This window comes from Streptomyces xingningensis (genome assembly GCF_054957865.1).
The window spans coordinates 31,410-52,088 of the sequence record NZ_JBDJPF010000041.1 but is presented as its reverse complement, the minus strand read 5'-3'; the positions used below and the strand labels follow the sequence as shown (position 1 = coordinate 52,088).

The 20,679-nt window shown below is 69.7% G+C and carries 20 protein-coding genes; 12 read left to right on the top strand and 8 right to left on the bottom strand.

Features of this window, described 5'->3' with window-relative positions:
• Positions 1-123 precede the first annotated feature (123 nt).
• Entirely contained in the window at positions 124-1,038 is a 915-nt protein-coding gene (locus ABCR83_RS21185) for a 1-aminocyclopropane-1-carboxylate deaminase/D-cysteine desulfhydrase (RefSeq protein WP_462696676.1), read from the top strand.
• 15 nt (positions 1,039-1,053) lie between these two features.
• Here ABCR83_RS21185 and ABCR83_RS21180 read toward each other — a convergent pair whose 3' ends face one another.
• A complete protein-coding gene (locus tag ABCR83_RS21180; RefSeq protein WP_462696675.1) occupies positions 1,054-2,655 on the bottom strand; it encodes a Na+/H+ antiporter in 1,602 nt (533 codons plus the stop codon).
• Between the two features lie 69 nt (positions 2,656-2,724).
• Here ABCR83_RS21180 and ABCR83_RS21175 point away from each other — a divergent pair, with 69 nt between their 5' ends.
• The 4 genes from ABCR83_RS21175 (at position 2,725) to ABCR83_RS21160 (ending at position 5,272) form a co-directional block, all read left to right on the top strand.
• On the top strand, positions 2,725-2,985 hold the full coding sequence (locus ABCR83_RS21175; RefSeq protein ID WP_462696674.1) for a UBP-type zinc finger domain-containing protein: 261 nt from the start codon (positions 2,725-2,727) through the stop codon (positions 2,983-2,985).
• A 186-nt stretch (positions 2,986-3,171) separates the two neighbouring features.
• Positions 3,172-3,717 (top strand): N-acetyltransferase family protein, encoded by a 546-nt coding sequence (locus ABCR83_RS21170; RefSeq protein ID WP_462696673.1) that lies wholly within the window; start codon positions 3,172-3,174, stop codon positions 3,715-3,717.
• Positions 3,718-3,915: 198 nt separating this feature from the next.
• The gene (locus ABCR83_RS21165; RefSeq protein WP_071962378.1) at positions 3,916-4,332 is read left to right on the top strand and encodes an ATP-binding protein; all 417 of its coding nucleotides are present in this window, start codon (positions 3,916-3,918) and stop codon (positions 4,330-4,332) included.
• Positions 4,333-4,372: 40 nt separating this feature from the next.
• The gene (locus tag ABCR83_RS21160) at positions 4,373-5,272 is read left to right on the top strand and encodes an RNA polymerase sigma factor SigF (protein WP_462696687.1); all 900 of its coding nucleotides are present in this window, start codon (positions 4,373-4,375) and stop codon (positions 5,270-5,272) included.
• A gap of 127 nt (positions 5,273-5,399) precedes the next feature.
• On the opposite strand, the gene ABCR83_RS21155 is transcribed toward ABCR83_RS21160, so the two are convergent.
• Positions 5,400-5,885 carry a hypothetical protein gene (locus tag ABCR83_RS21155; RefSeq protein ID WP_462696672.1) on the bottom strand — a complete coding sequence of 162 codons (486 nt, stop codon included), beginning with the start codon at positions 5,883-5,885 and terminating at the stop codon, positions 5,400-5,402.
• A 106-nt stretch (positions 5,886-5,991) separates the two neighbouring features.
• Between ABCR83_RS21155 and ABCR83_RS21150 the strand changes: the two genes are divergently transcribed.
• Positions 5,992-6,960, top strand: coding sequence for a diacylglycerol/lipid kinase family protein (locus ABCR83_RS21150; RefSeq protein WP_462696671.1), 969 nt, complete (start codon positions 5,992-5,994; stop codon positions 6,958-6,960).
• 318 nt (positions 6,961-7,278) lie between these two features.
• Entirely contained in the window at positions 7,279-7,536 is a 258-nt protein-coding gene (locus ABCR83_RS21145) for a WhiB family transcriptional regulator (protein ID WP_004937597.1), read from the top strand.
• 160 nt (positions 7,537-7,696) lie between these two features.
• Here ABCR83_RS21145 and ABCR83_RS21140 read toward each other — a convergent pair whose 3' ends face one another.
• Positions 7,697-9,166, bottom strand: coding sequence for a sensor histidine kinase (locus ABCR83_RS21140; RefSeq protein WP_462696670.1), 1,470 nt, complete (start codon positions 9,164-9,166; stop codon positions 7,697-7,699).
• Positions 9,167-9,658: 492 nt separating this feature from the next.
• Positions 9,659-10,309: a TetR/AcrR family transcriptional regulator gene (locus tag ABCR83_RS21135; RefSeq protein ID WP_462696669.1), complete on the bottom strand. Its 651-nt coding sequence runs from the start codon at positions 10,307-10,309 to the stop codon at positions 9,659-9,661.
• A gap of 83 nt (positions 10,310-10,392) precedes the next feature.
• Between ABCR83_RS21135 and ABCR83_RS21130 the strand changes: the two genes are divergently transcribed.
• Together ABCR83_RS21130 and nagB are read left to right on the top strand one after the other, a co-directional pair.
• Complete coding sequence (locus ABCR83_RS21130) at positions 10,393-11,154, top strand: SDR family oxidoreductase (RefSeq protein ID WP_462696668.1); 762 nt, start codon at positions 10,393-10,395, stop codon at positions 11,152-11,154.
• A gap of 249 nt (positions 11,155-11,403) precedes the next feature.
• A complete protein-coding gene (gene nagB, locus ABCR83_RS21125; protein ID WP_462696667.1) occupies positions 11,404-12,189 on the top strand; it encodes a glucosamine-6-phosphate deaminase in 786 nt (261 codons plus the stop codon).
• Between the two features lie 108 nt (positions 12,190-12,297).
• Here the strand turns inward: nagB and ABCR83_RS21120 are convergent, their stop codons facing one another.
• From ABCR83_RS21120 to ABCR83_RS21105, 4 genes are all read right to left on the bottom strand, one after another.
• Positions 12,298-13,782 carry a glycoside hydrolase family 3 protein gene (locus ABCR83_RS21120; protein WP_462696666.1) on the bottom strand — a complete coding sequence of 495 codons (1,485 nt, stop codon included), beginning with the start codon at positions 13,780-13,782 and terminating at the stop codon, positions 12,298-12,300.
• A 10-nt stretch (positions 13,783-13,792) separates the two neighbouring features.
• The gene (locus tag ABCR83_RS21115) at positions 13,793-14,623 is read right to left on the bottom strand and encodes a carbohydrate ABC transporter permease (protein WP_462696665.1); all 831 of its coding nucleotides are present in this window, start codon (positions 14,621-14,623) and stop codon (positions 13,793-13,795) included.
• The gene (locus ABCR83_RS21110; RefSeq protein ID WP_462696664.1) at positions 14,620-15,597 is read right to left on the bottom strand and encodes a carbohydrate ABC transporter permease; all 978 of its coding nucleotides are present in this window, start codon (positions 15,595-15,597) and stop codon (positions 14,620-14,622) included. The genes ABCR83_RS21115 and ABCR83_RS21110 overlap by 4 nt, the downstream gene beginning before the upstream one ends.
• An 83-nt stretch (positions 15,598-15,680) precedes the next feature.
• Positions 15,681-16,991 carry an extracellular solute-binding protein gene (locus ABCR83_RS21105; RefSeq protein WP_462696663.1) on the bottom strand — a complete coding sequence of 437 codons (1,311 nt, stop codon included), beginning with the start codon at positions 16,989-16,991 and terminating at the stop codon, positions 15,681-15,683.
• A gap of 242 nt (positions 16,992-17,233) precedes the next feature.
• On the opposite strand from ABCR83_RS21105, the gene ABCR83_RS21100 reads away from it, so the two are divergent.
• The 3 genes from ABCR83_RS21100 (at position 17,234) to ABCR83_RS21090 (ending at position 20,648) form a co-directional block, all read left to right on the top strand.
• The gene (locus ABCR83_RS21100; RefSeq protein ID WP_462696662.1) at positions 17,234-18,004 is read left to right on the top strand and encodes a GntR family transcriptional regulator; all 771 of its coding nucleotides are present in this window, start codon (positions 17,234-17,236) and stop codon (positions 18,002-18,004) included.
• A gap of 91 nt (positions 18,005-18,095) precedes the next feature.
• Positions 18,096-19,145, top strand: coding sequence for an SPASM domain-containing protein (locus tag ABCR83_RS21095; RefSeq protein ID WP_462696661.1), 1,050 nt, complete (start codon positions 18,096-18,098; stop codon positions 19,143-19,145).
• Between the two features lie 93 nt (positions 19,146-19,238).
• The gene (locus tag ABCR83_RS21090) at positions 19,239-20,648 is read left to right on the top strand and encodes an AlkA N-terminal domain-containing protein (RefSeq protein ID WP_462696660.1); all 1,410 of its coding nucleotides are present in this window, start codon (positions 19,239-19,241) and stop codon (positions 20,646-20,648) included.
• The last annotated feature ends 31 nt before the right edge of the window (positions 20,649-20,679 follow it).

Genomic DNA, 20,679 nt, shown 5'->3' with positions numbered 1-20,679 from the left:
TTTCGGTAGAACGGGGCCATTCAGACCTACGCGATCAGCAAGGAGGGCGGCCTCAGGGAGGGTCCGCACAGCTCGCGGCGGCCGAGCGGGCGCGCCGACCCGGCACCCGGCGACAATGGAGGCGTGACCAGCCCCGATCCCGCCCTCGCCGCACTGCGGCCGGACCTGCCGTCCCCGCTCCAGGAGCTGGCGGACGAGCGGTTCACGCACCGTGGCGTGCGGCTGCTGCTCAAGCGGGACGACCTGATACACCCCGACCTGCCGGGCAACAAGTGGCGCAAACTGGAGCCCAGTCTGCGGGCCGCCGCCGAGTCCGGGCGGCATACGCTGCTCACCTTCGGCGGCGCATACTCCAACCACCTGCGGGCCACCGCCGCCGCCGGGCGGCTGCTCGGCTTCGCCACCATCGGCGTGGTGCGCGGCGAGGAACTGGCGGACCGTCCGCTCAACTGGTCGCTGGCCCGCTGCGCGGCGGACGGCATGCGGTTGCGTTTCGTCGACCGCGCGACATACCGGCGCAAGACGGAACCCGAGGTGCTGGCCGCCCTCGCGCCGGATGGCTGCCTGGTCATCCCCGAGGGCGGCAGCAACGCCGCGGCCGCCCGGGGCTGTACGGCCCTGGGGCGCGAGCTGCAGGGCGTCGCCGAGGTCGTCGCGGTCGCCTGTGGCACCGGTGGCACACTGGCCGGGCTGGCCGCCGGACTGGGCGTGGGGCAGCGCGCGATCGGCTTTCCCGTGCTGAAGGGCGGATTCCTGGGCACGGAGGTCCGACGGCTCCAGCGGGAGGCGTTCGGGGGCGGGCGCGGCGACTGGCGGCTGGACGAGCGGTTCCACTGCGGCGGCTACGCCCGGAGCTCACCCCGCCTGGAGGCCTTCGCCGAGGACTTCACGGCCCGGCACGGCCTCCCGCTGGAACGGCTCTACGTCGCCAAGGCGTTGTACGGGCTGACGACGCTCACCGAGGAGGGCGCGTTCACGCCGGGCACCACGGTGGCGATGGTGATCACGGGCTCGGCCACACCTCAGGGCGTGTGCTGATCCATAAGACACGCCCTAACCGGCCGCCTCTTCCCGGTAGGCCGCCGCCTCTTCGAGATCCAGCCTCCGCAGCAGCGTCCGCAGCATCTCGTCGTCGATGCGCCGGGCGTCCCGCAGCGCCACAAAGACCTTCCGTTCCGCACCGATCACCTCCCGGGTCAGCCGCCGATAGGTGTCGTCCGCCGACTCCCCGGTGGTCTCGTGCACGGCGCCCAGCCGCTCCCACACCGCGTTGCGCCGCCGTTCCAGGACGGCGCGCAGCCGGTTGGCGAGGGGTTGTGGGAGCGCGTTGCGCTCGTCGGCCAGCAGCTCCTCGAGCCGGCGTTCGGCGGCGATCGAGGCCTCGCTCTGGGCCTGGGCCTCGGCCAGGGTCTCGGCCTGGGCGTCCAGGGCGGGCAACCGCAGGACGCGGATGATCGGGGGCAGGGTGAGGCCCTGCACCACGAGCGTGCCGATCACCGTGCTGAAGGTCAGGAAGAGCACCAGGTTGCGGGCCGGGAAGGCGTTTCCGGCATCCGTGACGACCGGGATGGAGAAGGCGATCGCCAGCGAGACGACGCCGCGCATCCCGGCCCAGCCGACGACAAAGGCGCCCTTGGGACTGGTGTCCGGCTCGCGCTCGCGAATGCGCGCGGACAGCAGCCTCGGTACGAAGGTCGCGGGGAAGACCCAGATGAAGCGGGCCGCCACCACCGCCAGGAAGATGGCGAGCGCATACCAGGCCGCCTCCCCCATCCCATACGTCCCAAGTCCGTGCAAAACCACGGGCAGTTGGAGGCCGATCAATGCGAAAACCACGGATTCCAGGATGAAGGCGACCATCCGCCACACCGCCGCCTCCTGCAGGCGGGTGGCGAAGTCGACCTGCCAGGAGCGGTGTCCGAGGTAGAGGCCGACCACCACGACGGCCAGCACCCCGGAGGCTCCCAGCTGCTCGGCGGCGGAATAGGCGACAAAGGGGATGAGCAGCGAGAGGGTGTTCTGGAGCAGGGGCTCACGCAGCCACTTGCGCAGCCAGTGCAGCGGCACCATCAGGATCAGGCCGACGGCGATGCCGCCGAGCGAGGCGACCGCGAACTCCCGGGCCCCATCGGCCCAGGTGGCCCCAGCACCCACGGCGGCGGCGAGCGCGACCTTGTAGGCGGTGATCGCGGTGGCGTCGTTCACCAGGGACTCGCCCTGCAGGATGGTGGTGATCCGGGAGGGCAGCCCCAGGCGGCGGGCGATGGCCGTCGCGGCGACCGCGTCGGGCGGCGCGACGACCGCACCGAGCACCAGTGCGGCGGTCAGCGGCAGGCCGGGTACCACCAGGAAGGCCACATAGCCCACCGCGAGCGTGGCGAACAGGACATAGCCGACGGAGAGCAACGCCACCGGCCGCAGATTGGCCCGCAGATCCAGGTAGGAGCTGTCCAGCGCGGCGGTGTGCAGCAGGGGTGGCAGCAGCAGGGGCAGCACGATGTCGGGTTCGAGGGTGTAGTCCGGCACCCCGGGCACATACGAGGCGACCAGCCCGGTGGCCACGAGCAGCAGCGGCGCGGGTACCGGCGTACAGCGGGCCAGGCCGGCAACGGCGGCACTGGCGGCGACCAGCATCAGCAGTGGCATTACGTCCATCGGTCCCCGCCTGTCTCCATCCGTCCCCGGCCTGGCCCGGTCTCGGCTGTGCGATCTAACCTGGCAATCATGATCGAGTGCCCCCACCTTCTTGAGCTGCCGCGCCCCGAGCCGGAGCCGCTGAGCGCCACCTGCCCCGAGTGTGCGGCGGTGGGCAGCCATCCCGTGCAACTGCGGATGTGCCTGGTGTGCGGACACATCGGCTGCTGCGACTCCTCGCCCTACCGGCATGCCACGGGCCACTTCGAGGAGACCGGGCACGCGGTGATGCGCAGCTTCGAGCCCGGGCAGAACTGGCGCTGGTGCTATGCGGACAAGCACCTCGTCTGAACCAGCGGACCCCGAGGGGGTGTACGAGCCGCCCGCCGAGCGGGCCCATGGAAGTCCGGTGCGGTACCGCGCCCGTAACGGGCGCGGGGCCCTGACACCGTGCGGCTCCGCCGCGTGGGCGCGGCCGGCCATGGACGGCCCGCGGCCGGTTGACCATACATCCAGCGGAGCGCCTAGCATGCACGCATGATCCGATCCGCGGTCCCCGCCGACGTTCCCGTCCTCCATGCGATGATCCGTGAACTCGCCGACTACGAACGGGCGGCAGAGGAAGCGCGGGCCACCCAGGAACAGCTGCGCGAGGCGCTTTTCGGGGCGCATCCGGCGGTCTTCGCGCTGATAGCGGAGAGTGACGGCAGCTCAGGGGATGGCGGTGCCGCCAGCGGCGAAGTCGTGGGCTTTGCGCTCTGGTTCCGCAACTTCTCCACCTGGACGGGCACGCACGGTGTTCATCTGGAGGATCTCTATGTCCGTCCGGGGGCGCGCGGCAGCGGACACGGCAAGGCGCTTCTCGCGGTCCTCGCGCGGCTCTGCGTGGAGCGCGGCTACCAGCGTTTTGAATGGTCAGTGCTGGACTGGAACGTACCCTCGATCAACTTCTACAAGTCCATCGGTGCGGAGCCGCTGGATGGTTGGACCGGACAGCGGCTGTCCGGAGATGCTCTCCGCGGTCTTGCGGCACTCGCGCAGAGTGACGAAAATCCCAACAGGCCGACTTCTCTTTCGATTTGAGACCTCAGACCCCTAGCCACTTTCCGTACTCATGGGCTTACCATGAGTGACAGTCGCGGGGGTGCGGCAGGGATCCGCAGATCGCGATAGCGTCGCAGCCGGAAATATGCCGCGGCGGCCTGTGTCACCCTTCGACCGAAGGGCGCGGGGCCGACGCCCATAACAGCTCAAGAAGCTTGTGCCACCTTGGAGGTGAGGGTGTCCCCAATCGCAGGCGAGCCTGGGACGACCCAGGACTTCGTGGAAGTCCGGCTGCCCGCTGCGGGTGCCTACCTGTCGGTGCTGCGGACGGCGACAGCCGGCCTCGCGGCCCGCTTGGACTTCACCCTCGACGAGATCGAGGACTTGCGCATCGCCGTGGACGAGGCATGCGCGATCCTCCTGCAACAGGCCGTTCCCGGTTCCGTACTCAGCTGCGTCTTCCGCCTGGTCGGCGACGCCCTCAGGGTGACCGTCTCGGCACCCACCACGGACGGCCGCGCGCCCGAGCGCGACACCTTCGCCTGGACGGTGCTCTCCGCACTGGCCGGTGAGGTCGACTCCACTGTCGCGGACGACCGTACGGTCAGCATCAGCCTGCACAAGAAGCGCGGCGCCGGCCCCGGACAGCCGTGACGGAAGAGGGGGCTCCGTGAGTACTGCATCATCGCGGGAAGTGCGTACCCCGGCCATCCCGCAGCAGCCTGCCCGACATCATTCGGGGAATGCGGCGGCTCTGGAGCCGGACCAGGCGAGTGACCCACCTGAGCGGGCGGACCACATGGATCAGTACCAGCACCATCAGGGGCAGCACCTCAACCCGCACGACCGCAGCGGAGCGCGGGCCCTGTTCGTCAAGCTGCGGGAGCTCCCCCAGGGCTCACCCGAGCGGGCCGAGCTGCGCAATCACCTCGTGCGGATGCACCTGCCCCTGGTGGAGCACCTGGCACGGCGGTTCCGCAATCGGGGCGAGCCGCTCGACGACCTGACCCAGGTCGCCACCATCGGCCTGATCAAGTCCGTGGACCGGTTCGACCCGGACCGGGGCGTGGAGTTCTCGACCTATGCCACGCCCACGGTCGTCGGGGAGATCAAACGCCACTTCAGGGACAAGGGCTGGGCGGTTCGGGTGCCGCGCCGGCTGCAGGAGCTGCGCCTGGCGCTGACCACCGCCACCGCCGAACTCTCCCAGCGGCACGGCCGGGCGCCCACCGTCCATGAACTGGCCGAGCACCTGGGGATCTCCGAGGAAGAGGTGCTGGAGGGGCTGGAGTCCGCCAACGCCTACAGCACCCTCTCCCTGGACGTACCGGACACCGACGACGAATCACCCGCCGTCGCCGACACCCTCGGCGCCGAGGACGAGGCACTGGAGGGCGTCGAGTACCGCGAGTCCCTCAAACCACTGCTGGAGGACCTGCCGCCACGCGAGAAGAAGATCCTGCTGCTGCGCTTCTTCGGCAATATGACCCAGTCCCAGATCGCCCAGGAGGTCGGCATCTCCCAGATGCACGTCTCCCGGCTCCTCGCCCGCACCCTCGCCCAGCTCCGCGAGCGGCTGCTGATCGAGGAGTAGGTGGGTCGTGGTGGGGGTTGTTTAGTGGGCTGATGCCGGATTGTGTGTGCGGGCGGGTCTGTGCGGGTCGGATTGATTGTGCGTGCTGAGGGCCTGTTGGTGCGGGCCCTCGGTGTCCGCTTGGGAGCTAGTCCGCGCGGGGGCCGATGCCCAGCGCCTCGGTCGCCGTGGGATTCACCAGCAGGCCCAGGGTCGCCACGGCGACCAGCGCCAGCGCCACTGCCGCCGCGATCAAGGCGCCGCCGGCGTTGTAGAGCGTCCAGGCGACCGGCAGCGCCATCAGCTGGGTGATCATCGCCGGGCCGCGGCTCCAGCGGCGCAGCAGCCACAGTCCGCGCGCCGCCGCCAGCGGCAGCACGGCCAGCGCGAGCACGGTCAGCCCGGCCATCTCCGCCTGTCGTGGGCTGTCCGGTTTACCCAACAGCCCCATGACCAGCAGGTACACCCCACTGATGACCAGCGCCACGCCCTGCAGGGCGGTGAGCGCCGCGGCGGCCGTCAGCCGGGCGGGCCGGCGGCCGGTCTGCGCGGGGGTCGCCGGGGGCTTGCTCTCACCGCGCTCGCGGGGGGCGCTCTTACGGGCGGACTTCAGCCCGGACTGCTTGCTGCTCACCCCAGCAGGGTAGCCCCGCTCCGGTTGAGTGCCTTGTTGAGTGCCTTGGCCGACGGAGGCAGACCTGGGATGAGGCGTGTACCGACAGGTAGGTAGGCTGGCGCGCATGCGTGCGCTTCTCGTGGTCAACCCCTCGGCCACCACCACCAGTGCCCGTACGCGCGATGTCCTGGTGCACGCGCTCGCCAGCGACCTCAAGCTGGAGGTCGCCACCACCGAATACCGGGGTCATGCCCGCGATCTCGCCCGGGCCGCGGCGGAGGGCGGCAACACCGAACTCGTGGTCGCGCTCGGCGGTGACGGCACCGTCAACGAGGTGGTCAACGGCCTGCTGCACCGTGGCCCCGATCCCGAGAGCCTGCCGCGCCTGGCCGTGGTTCCCGGCGGCTCCACCAATGTGTTCGCCCGCGCGCTGGGCCTGCCCAACGATGTCGTCGAGGCGACCGGCGCCCTGCTCGACGCGCTGCGCGAGGGCACCGAACGCACGATCGGCCTGGGCCATGCCGCGGGCACCCCGGGAAGCCAGGACGAGGGGGTGCCTCCGCGCTGGTTCACCTTCTGCGCGGGCTTCGGCTTCGACGCGGGCGTCGTCGGGCGGGTCGAGCAGCAGCGGGAGCACGGCAAACGTTCGACGCATTCCCTGTATGTGCGACAGGTCATGCGTCAGTTCTTCGGCGAATCGAATCGACGGCACGGCACAATCACCCTCGAACGGCCTGGCGAGGAGCCACTCGAGAATCTCGTTATGTCGATAATCTGCAACACCTCGCCATGGACCTATCTGGGCAACCGGCCGGTCTTCGCGCTACCCCAGGCGTCCTTTGACACCGCCCTTGACGTGCTGGGACTCACCAAACTGACCTCCTTGACAGCCAGCCGCCACATCAGTCAGCTGCTGACCTCGACCCCGGAGCGCGGTCCGCACGGCAAGCACGCTGTGTCATTGCATGACCAGACGTCCTTCACCTTGCATTCGCAGGTCCCTTTGCCGTTTCAGATGGACGGTGACCACCTGGGACTGCGTACCAGCGTGACGTTCACAGGCGTTCGTCGAGCACTGCGTGTGATTGTGTGAGTGCCAGGGCCTAAAGTCCTTCTACTCGAACGTTTAGGCTGGGTTCCACCCCCTGGAAGTACGGCTGTGACCTAGTCGACACCGAGGAATCAAAAAAAACTTTCCAGAAGGGGTTGTATCCGCCGTCGAGGTTTGCGAGTCTCTTCTTGGCGATCGGGACGGCCGCTCATCTTGGCTTCCCTAATTGCCCGAACCCCCTCACTCTTCCTGGACCGCACCAGTCTTCGGCTGGGCGTTGGCCCTTCCCTTGTGAGGGGATTCGTGAAAGCGTTCACATTCACAAGCAACGTAGCCGCAATACGAGGAGATGGAGCAGCCATGGACTGGCGTCACAACGCCGTTTGCCGCGAGGAAGACCCCGAGCTGTTCTTCCCCATCGGCAACACCGGTCCTGCGCTGCTGCAGATCGAGGAAGCCAAGGCCGTCTGCCGTCGCTGCCCCGTGATGGAGCAGTGCCTGCAGTGGGCGCTCGAGTCCGGCCAGGACTCCGGCGTCTGGGGTGGCCTCAGCGAGGACGAGCGCCGCGCGATGAAGCGCCGCGCCGCTCGCAACCGGGCGCGCAACGCGACCGCCTGACCACTCCCCTCCACGACGCCCCTCGGCCCCCGAGCCGCAGCGCGCAGTATCCCCCCTGTGCTCAGCACGTGAAGCTTTGAGCCCCGGACCCGCATCGGGTCCGGGGCTCAGTGCTGTCCGCGCTGTGCTGTCGGCGCTGTGCTGTCAGCATTCCGCCGCCTCACGGCTTCTCGGCGCCCACCGGAATGTCCAGCACCACCCGCGTTCCCCGGCCGGGAGCGGGCACCATGTCAAAACCTCCGCCGAGCTCCCCTTCGACCAGGGTCCTGACGATCTGCAGGCCCAGATTGCCGGTGCGGTGCGGATCGAAGCCTTCCGGCAGCCCGCGGCCATCGTCCTGCACCGAGATCAGCAGCCGGGCATCGGTCCGGGTGCCGCTGCGCACGGCGGTCACCTCAACCGTTCCCTGCTCCCCCGGACCAAAGCCGTGCTCCAGGGCGTTCTGCAGCAATTCAGTCAGGACCATCGACAGCGGGGTGGCCACTTCGGCGTCGAGAATGCCGAAGCGACCCGCACGGCGGGTGATGACCCGGCCCGGGGAGATCTCGGCGACCATGGCGAGAACCCGGTCGGCGATCTCATCGAACTCGACACGCTCGTCAAGGTTCTGCGACAACGTCTCATGGACGATCGCGATCGAACCGACACGTCGAACCGCCTCCTCGAGCGCCTCGCGGCCCTCGGCCGAACCGATCCTGCGCGCCTGGAGGCGCAAGAGGGCGGCCACGGTCTGGAGGTTGTTCTTCACCCGATGGTGGATCTCCCGGATGGTGGCGTCCTTGGTGATCAACTCGCGCTCACGCCGACGCAGTTCGGTCACATCGCGCAGCAGTACGAGTGAACCGATGTGAGTTCCCTTGGGTTTGAGCGGAATGGCCCGCAATTGGATGACTCCGCCATTGGCCTCGACCTCGAACTCGCGGGGCGCCCAACCGCTGGCGAGCTTGGCCAGCCCCTCGTCGACGGGGGCTCGGGTGGGCGCCAACTCCGCCGTGGTCTCCCCCAGATGATGGCCGACGAGGTCGGCGGAGAGGCCGAGCCGATGGTAGGCGGAGAGCGCGTTGGGGCTGGCGTACTGAACGATCCCATCCGCGTCCAGCCTGATCAGCCCGTCACCGGTGCGCGGGGAGGCGTCCATGTCGACCTGCTGGCCGGGAAAGGGAAAGGCCCCGGCGGCGATCATCTGGGCGAGGTCGGAGGCGCTCTGGAGGTAGGTGAGCTCCAGCCGGCTCGGCGTCCGCACGGTCAGCAGATTGGTGTTACGGGCGATGACGCCGAGCACCCGGCCCTCCCGACGGACCGGGATGGACTCGACCCGGACCGGCACCTCCTCGCGCCACTCCGGGTCGCCCTCCCGCACGATCCGGCCCTCGTCGAGGGCCGCGTCGAGCATCGGGCGGCGACCGCGCGGCACCAGGTGGCCCACCATGTCGTCCTGGTAGGAGGTGGGGCCGGTATTGGGCCGCATCTGGGCGACGGAGACATAACGGGTACCGTCCCGGGTGGGGATCCACAGGACGAGGTCGGCGAAGGACAGGTCGGAGAGCAGCTGCCACTCCGACACCAACAGATGGAGCCACTCGAGGTCCGAGTCGTCGAGGGCGGTGTGCTGGCGTACGAGGTCGTTCATGGAGGGCACGTTTGCGAGCCTACCGGGCCTCCTGGGCCCCGCAGAGGCATGGACAACGACGAATGGTCTAGTCCACAATGGGCACATGACTTCCGCCCCCTCCGCACAAGGGGGCGGAACCAGGCCGGGCGCTTCTCTGCCCTGACCGCGCCACGGCCACCGGTCGACCGCTCCGCATGCGGGACCCGCACACCCCGCGGCCCGGACGGCCGACCTCCGCTCCGGGCTGCGGCCCCGGCCGGGTTGAGGGTCCCGGCCAGGCGCCGCGGCCCGGCCACTAGGTGGGTCGTGGTGGGCCGGAACTATGTGGCTGGTGCCGGTGGGATGGCGCCGGTCCGTCGGGGTTGCCAGCGCGCGGGACTGGTGGGTCGTGGTGGGCCGGAACTATGTGGCTGGTGCCGGTGGGGAGGTGCCGGTCCGTCGGGGTTACCAGCGCGCGGGATCGCGGAATTGGGTTGGCGGCGTGCGGGGTTGAGGGTGCGCCGGGGCTCGCTATGCCAGCGCTGAGGGCTCAGGGCGCTTCGGAGATTCCGGGCGCTCCGCTGGACCGGGCCAGGCCCGGAGTGCCAACTCGGCCACCGCCTCCAGGTCTTCACGGCTCGCCCCGTCCCGCGCCTGCTGCGACATTCCCTGGACCGTGGCGGCCGTGAACCGGGCGAGTGCCCGCGGATCGACATCCGGGGGCAGCTCCCCCGCCGCGACATCCGCGGCGATCGCCCGCTCCATGGCCAGCGAGTTGGCCTCCCGCCGCATGCGCAGGGCCTCCATCACATCCGCCGACGCCGAACCGACGTTGGTGGCGGCCGCGATGACCAGACAGCCGTGCGGGTGCCCGGCCGCGGTGTATTCGACGGCTGCCTCCCGTAGCATCCGCTCGACCCCCCGGCGGGCCGTCGGCTCCTCCTCCAGGGCCCGGCCGAGGAACGCGCCGTATGTCTGCCCGTACTCCTCGACGACCTCCGTGAACAGGGTCTTCTTGTCGCCGAACGCGGCATAGAGGCTGGGTGCCCCGATGCCCATCGCCTGGGTCAGGTCGGCGATGGAGGTCGCCTCGTAGCCCTGCTCCCAGAAGGTCTGGATCGCTCGCTCAAGGGCGGTCGCGCGGTCGAACGACCGCGGGCGCCCGCGCTGTTTGGTAGCCACGGACGAATTCTATAGCGCTCACTCAAAAATCTCTGCTACTGTTCTTTCTGTAACGACCACTAGCGAAACAAGGGGGCCTCATCATGGGTGCGCTCACGGGCAAGACGGCACTGGTGACGGGCGGCAGCAGGGGCATCGGGCGAGGCATTTCGGAGCGGCTGGCCCGGGAGGGCGCGCGGGTCGCGGTCCACTACGGGCGCGATGACACCTCGGCGAAGGAGACGGTCGCCGCGATCCGGGCGGCCGGCGGCGATGCCTTCGCGATCCGCGCGACGCTGGGCGCACCGGGCGATGCGGAGGAGCTGTGGGCGGCCTATGACGCCCACGCCGAGGGCGTGGACATCCTGGTCAACAACGCCGGTACGGACGGTGTTCGTGAGTTCATCGACAAGATCGCACCGGAGGATTTCGACCATGTCTTCTCGGTGAACGCCAAGGCGCCGTTCTTCATCACCAAGCTGGGCCTGGAGCGCATGCGGGAAGGGGGGCGGGTCATCAACATCTCGACCGGTCTGACGCATCGCGCGCTGATGCCCGAGGTCATCACCTATGCCATGACCAAGGGCGCGCTGGACGTCTTCACCAGGACGCTGGCCCAGGGCGTCGGCAACCGCAGCATCACGGTCAACGCCGTGGCCCCCGGCGTGGTGGACACCGATATGAACGCGGGCTGGCTGCGCGGCGAGGCCAACAAGGCGACCCGGGAGGCGATCGCCGCGGCATCCCCGCTGGGGCGGGTGGCCGGGGCGGCCGAGATCGCCGATGTGGTGGCGTTCCTCGCTTCACCCGATGGCCGCTGGGTCACCGGTCAGTGGATAGACGCGACGGGCGGGGCGCTGCAGTAGCCCCACGCCCGGTCACGCCGGGTCGGCGCACAGGGCCGGATGTACCGTGGGCGGCGAACGGCCCGCCGCCCACTGCGGGCGCCCCGGTCCATCTCCCTCAACCTGCCACGGCCCCGCACCCCACCCGTGGGAAAACGGACACCAGGTGGACACCTTCCGGCCGGAGCCCTCGGCTCCTGCCTCTGTTAGATTGGGATTGGTCTATACCACACCACACAACATCCCACCTTCAAGATCGGCAGGCCCAGCGTGGAAGTTGTCATCGTCCCGGACGCCAAGGCAGGCGGCGAGCTCATCGCGGAGGCCATGGCCGCTCTGCTGAGCCGCAAGCCCGACGCGCTGCTCGGTGTGGCCACCGGCTCCACTCCGCTGCCCATCTATGAGGCGCTGGCGGCCAAGGTCCGCTCCGGTGCCGTGGACGCCTCACGTGCCCGTATCTGCCAGCTCGACGAGTATGTCGGGCTGCCCGCCGAGCATCCCGAGTCCTACCGCTCCACCGTGCTGCGGCAGGTCGTCGAGCCGCTCGGGCTGACCGTGGGCTCCTTCATGGGGCCCGACGGCACCGCCGGGGACGTCCAGGCCGCCTGCGATGCCTACGACCGGGCGCTCACCGAGGCCGGTGGCGTGGATCTCCAGCTGTTGGGCATCGGCACCGACGGGCACATCGGGTTCAACGAGCCGTGCTCCTCGCTGGCCTCCCGCACTCGGATCAAGACGCTGACCGAGCAGACCCGGGTCGACAACGCCCGGTTCTTCGACGGCGACATCGACCAGGTGCCCCACCACGTCATCACCCAGGGCATCGGCACCATCCTGGAGGCCCGCCACCTGGTGCTGCTGGCCACCGGCGAGGGCAAGGCCGAGGCCGTGGCACGGTCCGTCGAAGGCCCGGTCGCCGCGCTGGTGCCCGCCTCCGCGCTGCAGCTGCACCCGCATGCGACGGTCGTCGTCGATGAAGCAGCGGCCTCCCAGCTGAAGCTCGCCGACTACTTCCGCGCCACCTATGCGGCGAAGCCGCACTGGCAGGGCCTGTAGGGAGCGGGTTGCGGGGTACGGCGGGGGCCAGCCGGCCAGGGGTGGAACGGAATGGTGTGGCCGGTTTCTGCGCCATCCGGCGGGAGGTTACCGCCCACACCCCGCCGCTCACACCCCGGCGATGACCTCCGCGGCGGCCAGGCCGCACACTCGGGCGGCGCCATGCGTGGCGATGTGCAACGCCCCAACGGGCGGCGCCTGGTTGAGCCCCATCTCCACGACGACCGTGTCCGGCCGGGCGGCCAGCAGGGCCGCCAGCGTCCGCGCCATCCAGGAGTGACGGTGCACGTCCCGGACCACGGCGACGATCCGCCGCTCCCCGGCGGCGCGGAGCGCCTGTTCGGCGGCATCGGCGTCGCCGGGCCCGTAGGCGCCGGTCCCGGTGCCGGGCACCAGCCGGGCCAGCTCGGCGGCGACGCCCCAGGGCGTCTCATCGCCCACGGCGATATTGGCGACGGGTGTGAACGCGGCGACATAGGCGGGCCCGACCAGGGGCGTATGCCCGGTGGCGGTGGTCACGCTCAGCGCACGGCGGGCGGCGGCCAGTCCCACCTCGGGTGCGGGTGCGGTGCCCGCCGCCGCGCCCGCACCCGAGGTCCAGTGCGCCAGCGAGCGCACCCGTGCGGCGGCATCGGCGAGGCGCTCCTCGGCCAACTCGCCCTCGCGCACGGCTCGTACCAGCGCATCGCGCAACCGCAGCACGGTGTCCTCGTCCGCCGGGCCCCCGCCGACGCAGATGGCGTCGGCGCCCGCGGCGATGGCCAGGACGCTGCCGCGTTCCATGCCATAGGTACGGGCGATGGCCTTCATGTCTATGCCGTCGGTGATGATCAGCCCCTCGAAGCCCAGGCCGCCCTCGGCGGCGGAGGCCCGCAGCAGCCCGTGCAGGACCTGCGGGCTGAGGGTGGCCGGCAGCCGCGGGTCGAGCGCCGGCAGCAGGATATGAGCGCTCATCACCGCCTTGACCCCGGCCGTGATCGCGGCCCGGAAGGGCACCAACTCCCGTGACCGCAGGGTCTGGAGGTCCACGTCGATGCGTGGCAGATCGTGGTGCGAGTCGACGGCGGTGTCCCCATGGCCCGGGAAGTGCTTGGTGCAGGCGGCCACGCCCGCCGCCTGCATGCCCTCGACATAGGCGGCGGTGTGCCGGGCGACCAGCTTGGGGTCGGCACCGAAGGAGCGCACGCCGATGACCGGGTTGTCCGGGTTGGAGTTGACATCCGCGGACGGTGCCCAGTTGAGGTTGACCCCGCACTCGGCGAGCCGTCGGCCCAGCTCCCGGGCCACGGCCCGGGTCAGCTCGGTGTCGTCGACCGCGCCCAGGGCGAAATTGCCGGGGAAGGAGGAGCCGGTACGGACCTCGAGGCGGGTGACGTCGCCGCCCTCCTCGTCGATCGCGACCAGCACATCCGGCCGCTCCGCCCGCAAGTGCGCGGTGAGCTCGGAGAGTTGGTCCGGCGATGCGATGTTCCGGCCGAACAGGCCGACGGAGGCCAGCCCTTCGCCGAGCCGCTTCAGCAGCCAGCCGGGTGCGGTGGTACCGGTGAAACCCGGCTGGAGGACGGTCAGTGCATCACGGGTGAGCGTGTCCATGAGAGTAGTGCTAGCCCTTCACTGCGCCGGAGGTAAGGCCGCCAACCGCTTTGCGCTGGAGGATGACGAAGAGGATGAGGATGGGGATCGCAAAGAGCGAGGACGCGGCCATCGTCGCACCCCAGTCGTCGCCGAACGCGGTGCGGAATCCACTGATCCAGACGGGCAGGGTCTGGCTGCCGGGGTCCTTGTTGAGGATCAGGACGTAGGGGAATTCAGTCCAGACGGTGATGAAGCCGAAGAGCGAGGTGGCCATCAGCCCCGGCGCCAGCAGAGGGAAGATCACCCTGATGAACGCCTGGGTACGGGTGCAGCCGTCGACCATCGCCGACTCCTCCAGCTCCTTGGGCACGGCGGAGACATAGCCACGCAGGGTCAGGATGCTGAAGGGCAGCACCATCATGGTGTAGATCGCGATCAGCGGCACCAGGGAGTTCAGCATCTCCGCATCGCGCACGATCATGTAGTACGCGAGGGCCATGACCTCCCAGGGGGCCATCTGCGCCATCATCATCACCAGGATGAAGCTCTTGCGCCCCTTGAAGCGCATCCGCGCCACGGCGAACGAGGCCAGCAGTGCGATCAGCAGCGACAGGGCGACCGCGACCAGGGTGACCGTGAGGGAGTTGCCGACAAAGGTCCAGAAGCCGTCGGCGTCCACGGCCTTCTTGAAGTGGTCGAGCGTGGGGCTGGTCGGGAACCAGACCGGGGTCTCGCTGACGACGTCCTTGTTGGCCTTGAAGGCCGTGCCGAACATCCAGTAGACCGGGAACACAAAGCCGATGAAGAGAACGACCGCCGTCGCCCCCGGCCAGATGCGGCCCAGCAGTGAGCGCCTCACAGCTCGTCCTCCTCTTGCTTGAGCACCAGGCGCAGGTAGTACGCCGTCAGGGCCAGCAGGATCACGATGGTCAGGATCGAGATCGCCGCGCCCATGCCGAAGTGCTGGCTGCCCATGCCCTCCTGGAAGGCGTAGACGGGCAGGGTCTCGGTGAGCCGGTCGGGGCCGCCCTCGTTGATCGCGAAGACCTGGGTGAACGACTTGAAGATCCAGATGACTTCGAGGAACGTGGTGGCCAGGAAGAAGGGCTTGAGGAAGGGGAAGGTCACCGAGGTGAACCGCTTCCAGCCGTTGGCCCCGTCCAACGAGGCCGCCTCGTAGAGCTCCTTGGGGATGGTGGTGGTCGCCGCATAGAGGTTGATCGCCACAAAGGGCACCGACTGCCAGACGATCAGCACGGTGATGACGAAGAAGGTGGAGAACTGTCCGCCGGTCCAGCTGTAGCCGTGCATCGAGTGCCAGCCCAGCTTGTCCAGCACATAGTTGACCACTCCGAAGCGCTGGTCGAAGAGCCACTGGAAGACGGTGGTCGCGGCGACGACCGGCATGGCCCAGGCGAGGACCAGGCCCAGCGAGAGCAGCAGCCGCATCTTGGTGCCCAGCCGGGCGAGGAGCAGCCCGATGAAGCAGCCGATCGCCATGATCAGAACGACATTGGCGGCGGTGAAGACCACCGACCGGGCGGTGACGTGCCAGAAGTCGGAACTGCCCAGCTGTTCCCGGTAGTTGGCCACTCCGGTCCACTCGGTGACATGCCGGATCAGCTGGCGGGGGTTGAGGTTCTGGAACGACATCAGGCCGTTCTTCACCAGCGTCCAGCCGAGCAGCAGCACCGTCACCGTGGCGGTGGGGAGGATCAGCAGATAGGGGATGCCCCGGGCGGCCCGTTCCCGCCTGCCGGGTGACGGCGGGGCGCCGCCCTTGCTGATCCGGGGGGCGGACTGGGCCGCCGCCTCTTCGGTCCGCGCTGACATCGTCGTCCGCCTTCTCCCCTGTCAAACGGCATTGCGTGGCGCATGGCCGGCCGGGGGCCGCCCGGCCCCCGGCCGAAGCGAGGTCACTGCTTCTGGCTGAGGCGCTTGTTGAAGTCGCCCTCGACCTGCTTGGCGGCGTCCTCCGGCGACTTGCCGTTCAGCACGGCCGTCATATAGGCCTTGATCGGGTTGGGCGGGTTCTCCACCCCGGCCCACTCGGGGATCAGCGGCGTGGTGCCGCCGCCCGCCACGGCCGGGGCGCCCGCCTCACCGGCCGGGTTGCCCTTCACCTGGGCCACCAGGGAGTCCTTGTTGGGGGTGAGGCCGGCCTCCTTGGCCAGCGCGCCCTCGTTCTTGTCGGACAGGGCGATCTTCAGGAACTCCTTGGCGAGCTCCTTGTTCTTGCTGTTCTCGGCGATCGCGAGGTTGGAGCCGCCGAGGAAGACGCCCTCGGGCTTGCCGGCCGTCTCACCGGGGATGGTGAAGTAGCCCATGTCCTTCTCGATGGCCGGGTTCGCCTTGATGGCGGTCTGTGCCTCCCAGCCCATGCCGAAGAATGCGCCGGTCTTGCCCTTGGCGAAGACGTCCGCCTGCTGCGGGGTGGCCTCGTCCTTGTCCTTGGGCGCCTTGCTGAAGGCCTGGTACTGCTTGTAGATGTCCATGGCCTTGGCGACCTTGGGGTCGCCGAGGTTGGAGACGTACTTGCCACCGTCCTTCTTCACCAGCTCGGCGCCGGTGCCGATGGTCAGGCCGTCGAAGAAGTACCAGTTCTGGCCGGGCAGATAGAGCGGCTCGGCGTCGCCCTTCTTCTGGATGGCCTCCAGGTCCTTGAAGAACTCGGCGCGCGTCTTGGGGGTGTCCTTGATGCCCGCGTCGGCCCAGACCTTCTTGTTGTAGATCACCACGCGGTTGGCGGCCCACCAGGGAGCGGCGTACTGCTTGTCCTCGAACACCGCGGACTTGTTGAGGGAGTCGGTCCAGTCCCCGCCGATCTCCTTCTTCAGATCGCCGAGGTCGGCGAGACCACCGGTCTGGGCGTACGAGGGAGTCTGGGTGTTGCCGACCTCGAAGACGTCCGGCGGGCTGGACTCGGAGAGCGCGGTGGTGAGCTTCTGCTGGATCCCGTCCCACTTCTGGATCTGGATGTTCAGCTTGGCGCCGGTCTTCTGTTCGAACTCGGCCTTGACGGACTCCGTCCAGCCCCGCGGGTTCGAGCCATCCATGAACCAGATCGACAGGGTCTTGCCCTTGAAGTCGGCACTCGAACTCGGGCCCGAGCTCTTGTCGGAACCCTTGCCCGAATCCTTGTTGTCGTCGCCGCCGCTGGACCCACAGGCAGCAACACTCACCAACATGGCCACGACACCCGTCGCCGCTATGAGCCCACGCTTCACAGCAATCTCCTCAGGGACCGAAAAGTGGTCTTTAATGGTTTAGACCAGTGCCCGCAGCTTGGCCTAGACCTTTAGGGGTGTCAAGGGTGTATAAGAGTCGCTGTCGGCTCCGTTACCGGACCGACACCTCGAGGTCGACCTGGGCATCTCCGGTCCCCTCGGGCTCTGCCCGTGCCACCATGTGACCGCGACAGACGGAGGAGCCGGTGACGGCAGCAGGATCGGAGTCGGGAAGGCAGCCCATGGCGACCGAGGACGGTACGGCCGAGAGCGGCGGCACCGGAGGCGGTGCGGCACGCGCCGCGCGCGTCCCCAAGTACTACCGGCTCAAACGCCATTTGCTGGAAATGACCGAAACCCTGCCCCCGGGCACCCCCGTGCCGCCCGAACGCACCCTCGCCGCGGAGTTCGACACCTCGCGCACCACGGTGCGTCAGGCCCTGCAGGAACTCGTCGTCGAGGGACGCCTGGAGCGCATCCAGGGCAAGGGGACCTTCGTCGCCAAGCCCAAGGTCTCCCAGGCCCTGCAACTGACCTCCTATACGGAGGACATGCGGGCCCAGGGCCTCGAGCCCACCTCCCAGCTCCTGGACATCGGCTATGTGACGGCCGACGAACGGCTCGCCGGGCTGCTCGACATCGCACCGGGCGGCCGCGTGCTGCGCATCGAACGGCTCCGCCTGGCCAGCGGCGAACCGATGGCCATCGAGACCACCCACCTGTCGGCCAAGCGCTTCCCGGCACTGCGCCGCAACCTCGTCAAGTACACCTCCCTCTACACCGCCCTGGCCGAGGTCTACGACGTCCGGCTCGCCGAGGCCGAGGAGACCATCGAGACCTCCCTCGCCACCCCGCGCGAGGCGAGCCTGCTCGGCACGGATGTCGGACTGCCGATGCTGATGCTGTCCCGCCACTCGCTGGACGCACACGGCAAGCCCGTGGAGTGGGTCAGATCGGTGTACCGGGGAGACCGCTATAAGTTCGTCGCCCGGCTGCAGCGGCCCGCGGACTGAGGCAGGCGACGCAGTCTAGACCTATTGACGGCCATAGAAGTGGCTCATAGTGTCACCTGCGCCGCACCTCTGGCCTCGCGAGAGGACGATGATGAACGACGGCGCAGGCATACGGAGTTACGCCATCGCTGCCCCGGATCAGCCTCCAGGACCCCCTGCGACCGGCCTCGCCCAGGCGCACTCCCCACAGAAGGTGCTCGCCCACGGGGAACTGCTGCGCCAGTTCGTGGCGCGCCACAGGATCCACCCGGTCCATATGCGCATCAGCCTCCCGGGCGGCACCATCTCCACCGAGCACGCCATCACGCTGCTGGGCGAGTTCGCGGCCAACGGGGGCCACGCGGTGACGTTCCGCGGCCCGGGCGAGAGCACCGGCCACCCCGGCTATCCGGCCATCTGCGACGCCGGGCACGAGGCGGGCCTGCGCATCGGCCTGATCACCGACGGCTCCCGGCTGGGCCGGCCCGCCATGGCCGAGTGCGTGGCCACCACCCACACCTGGGTCCGGGCCGGGCTCGAGACGATCCGCCACCGGGACACTCCCGCCCTCCTCGACAACGTCGGCCTGCTGCGGCAGTCGGCGATCGACCCCGACTTCCGCATCGGCTTCAACTTCGTCGTCACCGAGCACAATCACCAGGACATCCTGGCCACCGCCCAGGCGGCCAGGGACGCGGGAGCGCACTACTTACGCTGCGAGCTGGACTCACCCGCCACACCCGAGATCTCCGCCGAACTCCACGAGGCGGCCCGGCTGGCCGCCCCCGGCTACGAGGTCTCCGTCTCCTCCCGCCACCAAGTGGCCTCGTCCGGCCCCGACTTCGACCGCTGCCACTACAGCCACTTCGTCACCGCCGTGGGCACTGACGGCCACCTCTACCCCTGCCCCCAGGTCCACCACAACAGCCACTACCGGATCGGCGACGTCCTCCGGGACGGCTATGCCGAGGTCCTGCGCGGCGAGGCCCGCGCGGCCTGGGAGACCTCCGACCCGCTGCACAACGATCTGTGCCGGGAGTGCGCCTACCGCCCGCAGAACGAACTGCTGGACCTGCTGCTGCGCGGCCGGATCGCACTGGAGGACGCGCTCGACGCCTATGCGCTCGAGGTCCCCTCCACCCTGCACGCGGACTTCGTCTGAGCCACCCCGGGCCCCGCCCCCGGCCGGCCGCCGTCCCACCACCAGGTCCGATCATGGCCGGACAACCGGCGCTCGACTCCCCACAATGGTCCCGTGTTCGACTTTGAGACCTGCTACCGAGCGATGGCCAGCCGTGACCCGCGGTTCGACGGGCGCTTTGTGGTGGCGGTGACGAGCACCCGTATCTACTGCCGGCCGATCTGCCCCTCCCGCACGCCCAAGCGGGAGAACACCCGGTTCTTCCCGGTCCCGGAGACGGCCGAGGCGGCCGGATTCCGTGCCTGCCTGCGGTGCAGCCCCAGGAGCGCACCCGACTCGCCGGGCTGGGACATCCGCGGCGACCTGGTGGCCAGGGCGCTGCGGCTGATCGAGGACGGCCTGGTGGACGAGGTCGGGGTCACCGGGCTCGCCGGCCGGCTCGCGGTCAGTGAGCGGCACCTGCACCGGCAGTTGACGGCCGAGGTCGGGGCCGGTCCGCAGGCGCTGGCGCTCAGCCGCCGGGCCCGGGTCGCCCGGCTGCTGATCGAGTCCCGGGCGCTGCCGCTGACCGAGGTGGCCTTCGCCGCGGGCTATGCCAGTGTGCGCCAGTTCAACCATGGGATACGGGCCGCCTTCGGGTGCACCCCGGGCGAGTTGCGCGGCCCGGGGGCGGCCGGGGACGGGCAGCCGCTGACGCTGCGGCTGGGCTTTCGCCCGCCGCTGCCCGCGGCACCCCTGCTGGACTGGTTCGACGGACGGACGCTGACCGGAGTGGAAACGGTCCGGGACGGCGAGTACCGCCGTACCCTCCGGCTGCCCCGCTCCACCGCCTGGATCGCGCTGCGCATCGGGGCGGCGCAGGCCACGCTGCGACTGGGCCTGACCGATCTGCGCGACCTGGCCACCGCGGTCCGGCGGTGCCGCGAACTGTTCGACCTCGACGCCGACCCGGACATGATCTCGGACGTGCTCCGCCCCGACCCACTGATCGGCCCGCTCGACGAGGCCCGCCCCGGACTGCGGATCCCCGGGCACGTGGACGGCCTCGAGCTCGCGGTCCGCACCGTACTGGGCCCCCGGGAGCGAACCCTCGGCGCCCGACTGGTCTCCCGCTGGGGCCAGTCGACGCAATCCCCCGAGCCGGGCCTCACCCACCTGTTCCCCACCCCGCAGGCACTGGCCGACGCGGACCTGGAGTCCGCCGGGGTGCCCGAACGGTGCGCCATCGCCATCCGAGCGCTGGCCTGCGCCGTCCACGACGGAACCCTCCGACTCGACCGGGACGCCGACCGCGAGCAGACCGCCGCCCTGCTGCGCCGCCTTCCCGGCCTGACCCCCAAGAAGGCCGCCCGCATCACCCGGCACGCACTCGGCGACCCCGACGCGTTCCCCCTCGATGACCCCCGCCTCCGCGAGGCCGTGCGGCTCCTCGGCGGCGATCCGCGCCGACTCGGCGAACTGGCCGACCGCTGGCGGCCCTGGCGCTCCTACGCCGCCATGCACCTACGGGCGCTCACGCCCTGATGTACCTACGGGCGCCCACGCCCTGATCTCC

Bases quoted from the DNA above. Each gene is read 5' to 3' on its own strand.
- ABCR83_RS21175 (WP_462696674.1), top strand. From the start codon at position 2,725: ATGATCGAGTGCCCCCACCTTCTTGAGCTGCCGCGCCCCGAGCCGGAG.
- ABCR83_RS21145 (WP_004937597.1), top strand. From the start codon at position 7,279: ATGGACTGGCGTCACAACGCCGTTTGCCGCGAGGAAGACCCCGAGCTG.
- ABCR83_RS21140 (WP_462696670.1), bottom strand. From the start codon at position 9,166: ATGAACGACCTCGTACGCCAGCACACCGCCCTCGACGACTCGGACCTC.
- ABCR83_RS21150 (WP_462696671.1), top strand. From the start codon at position 5,992: ATGCGTGCGCTTCTCGTGGTCAACCCCTCGGCCACCACCACCAGTGCC.
- ABCR83_RS21170 (WP_462696673.1), top strand. From the start codon at position 3,172: ATGATCCGATCCGCGGTCCCCGCCGACGTTCCCGTCCTCCATGCGATG.
- ABCR83_RS21095 (WP_462696661.1), top strand. From the start codon at position 18,096: ATGAACGACGGCGCAGGCATACGGAGTTACGCCATCGCTGCCCCGGAT.
- ABCR83_RS21130 (WP_462696668.1), top strand. From the start codon at position 10,393: ATGGGTGCGCTCACGGGCAAGACGGCACTGGTGACGGGCGGCAGCAGG.
- ABCR83_RS21100 (WP_462696662.1), top strand. From the start codon at position 17,234: ATGGCGACCGAGGACGGTACGGCCGAGAGCGGCGGCACCGGAGGCGGT.
- ABCR83_RS21180 (WP_462696675.1), bottom strand. From the start codon at position 2,655: ATGGACGTAATGCCACTGCTGATGCTGGTCGCCGCCAGTGCCGCCGTT.
- ABCR83_RS21120 (WP_462696666.1), bottom strand. From the start codon at position 13,782: ATGGACACGCTCACCCGTGATGCACTGACCGTCCTCCAGCCGGGTTTC.
- ABCR83_RS21110 (WP_462696664.1), bottom strand. From the start codon at position 15,597: ATGTCAGCGCGGACCGAAGAGGCGGCGGCCCAGTCCGCCCCCCGGATC.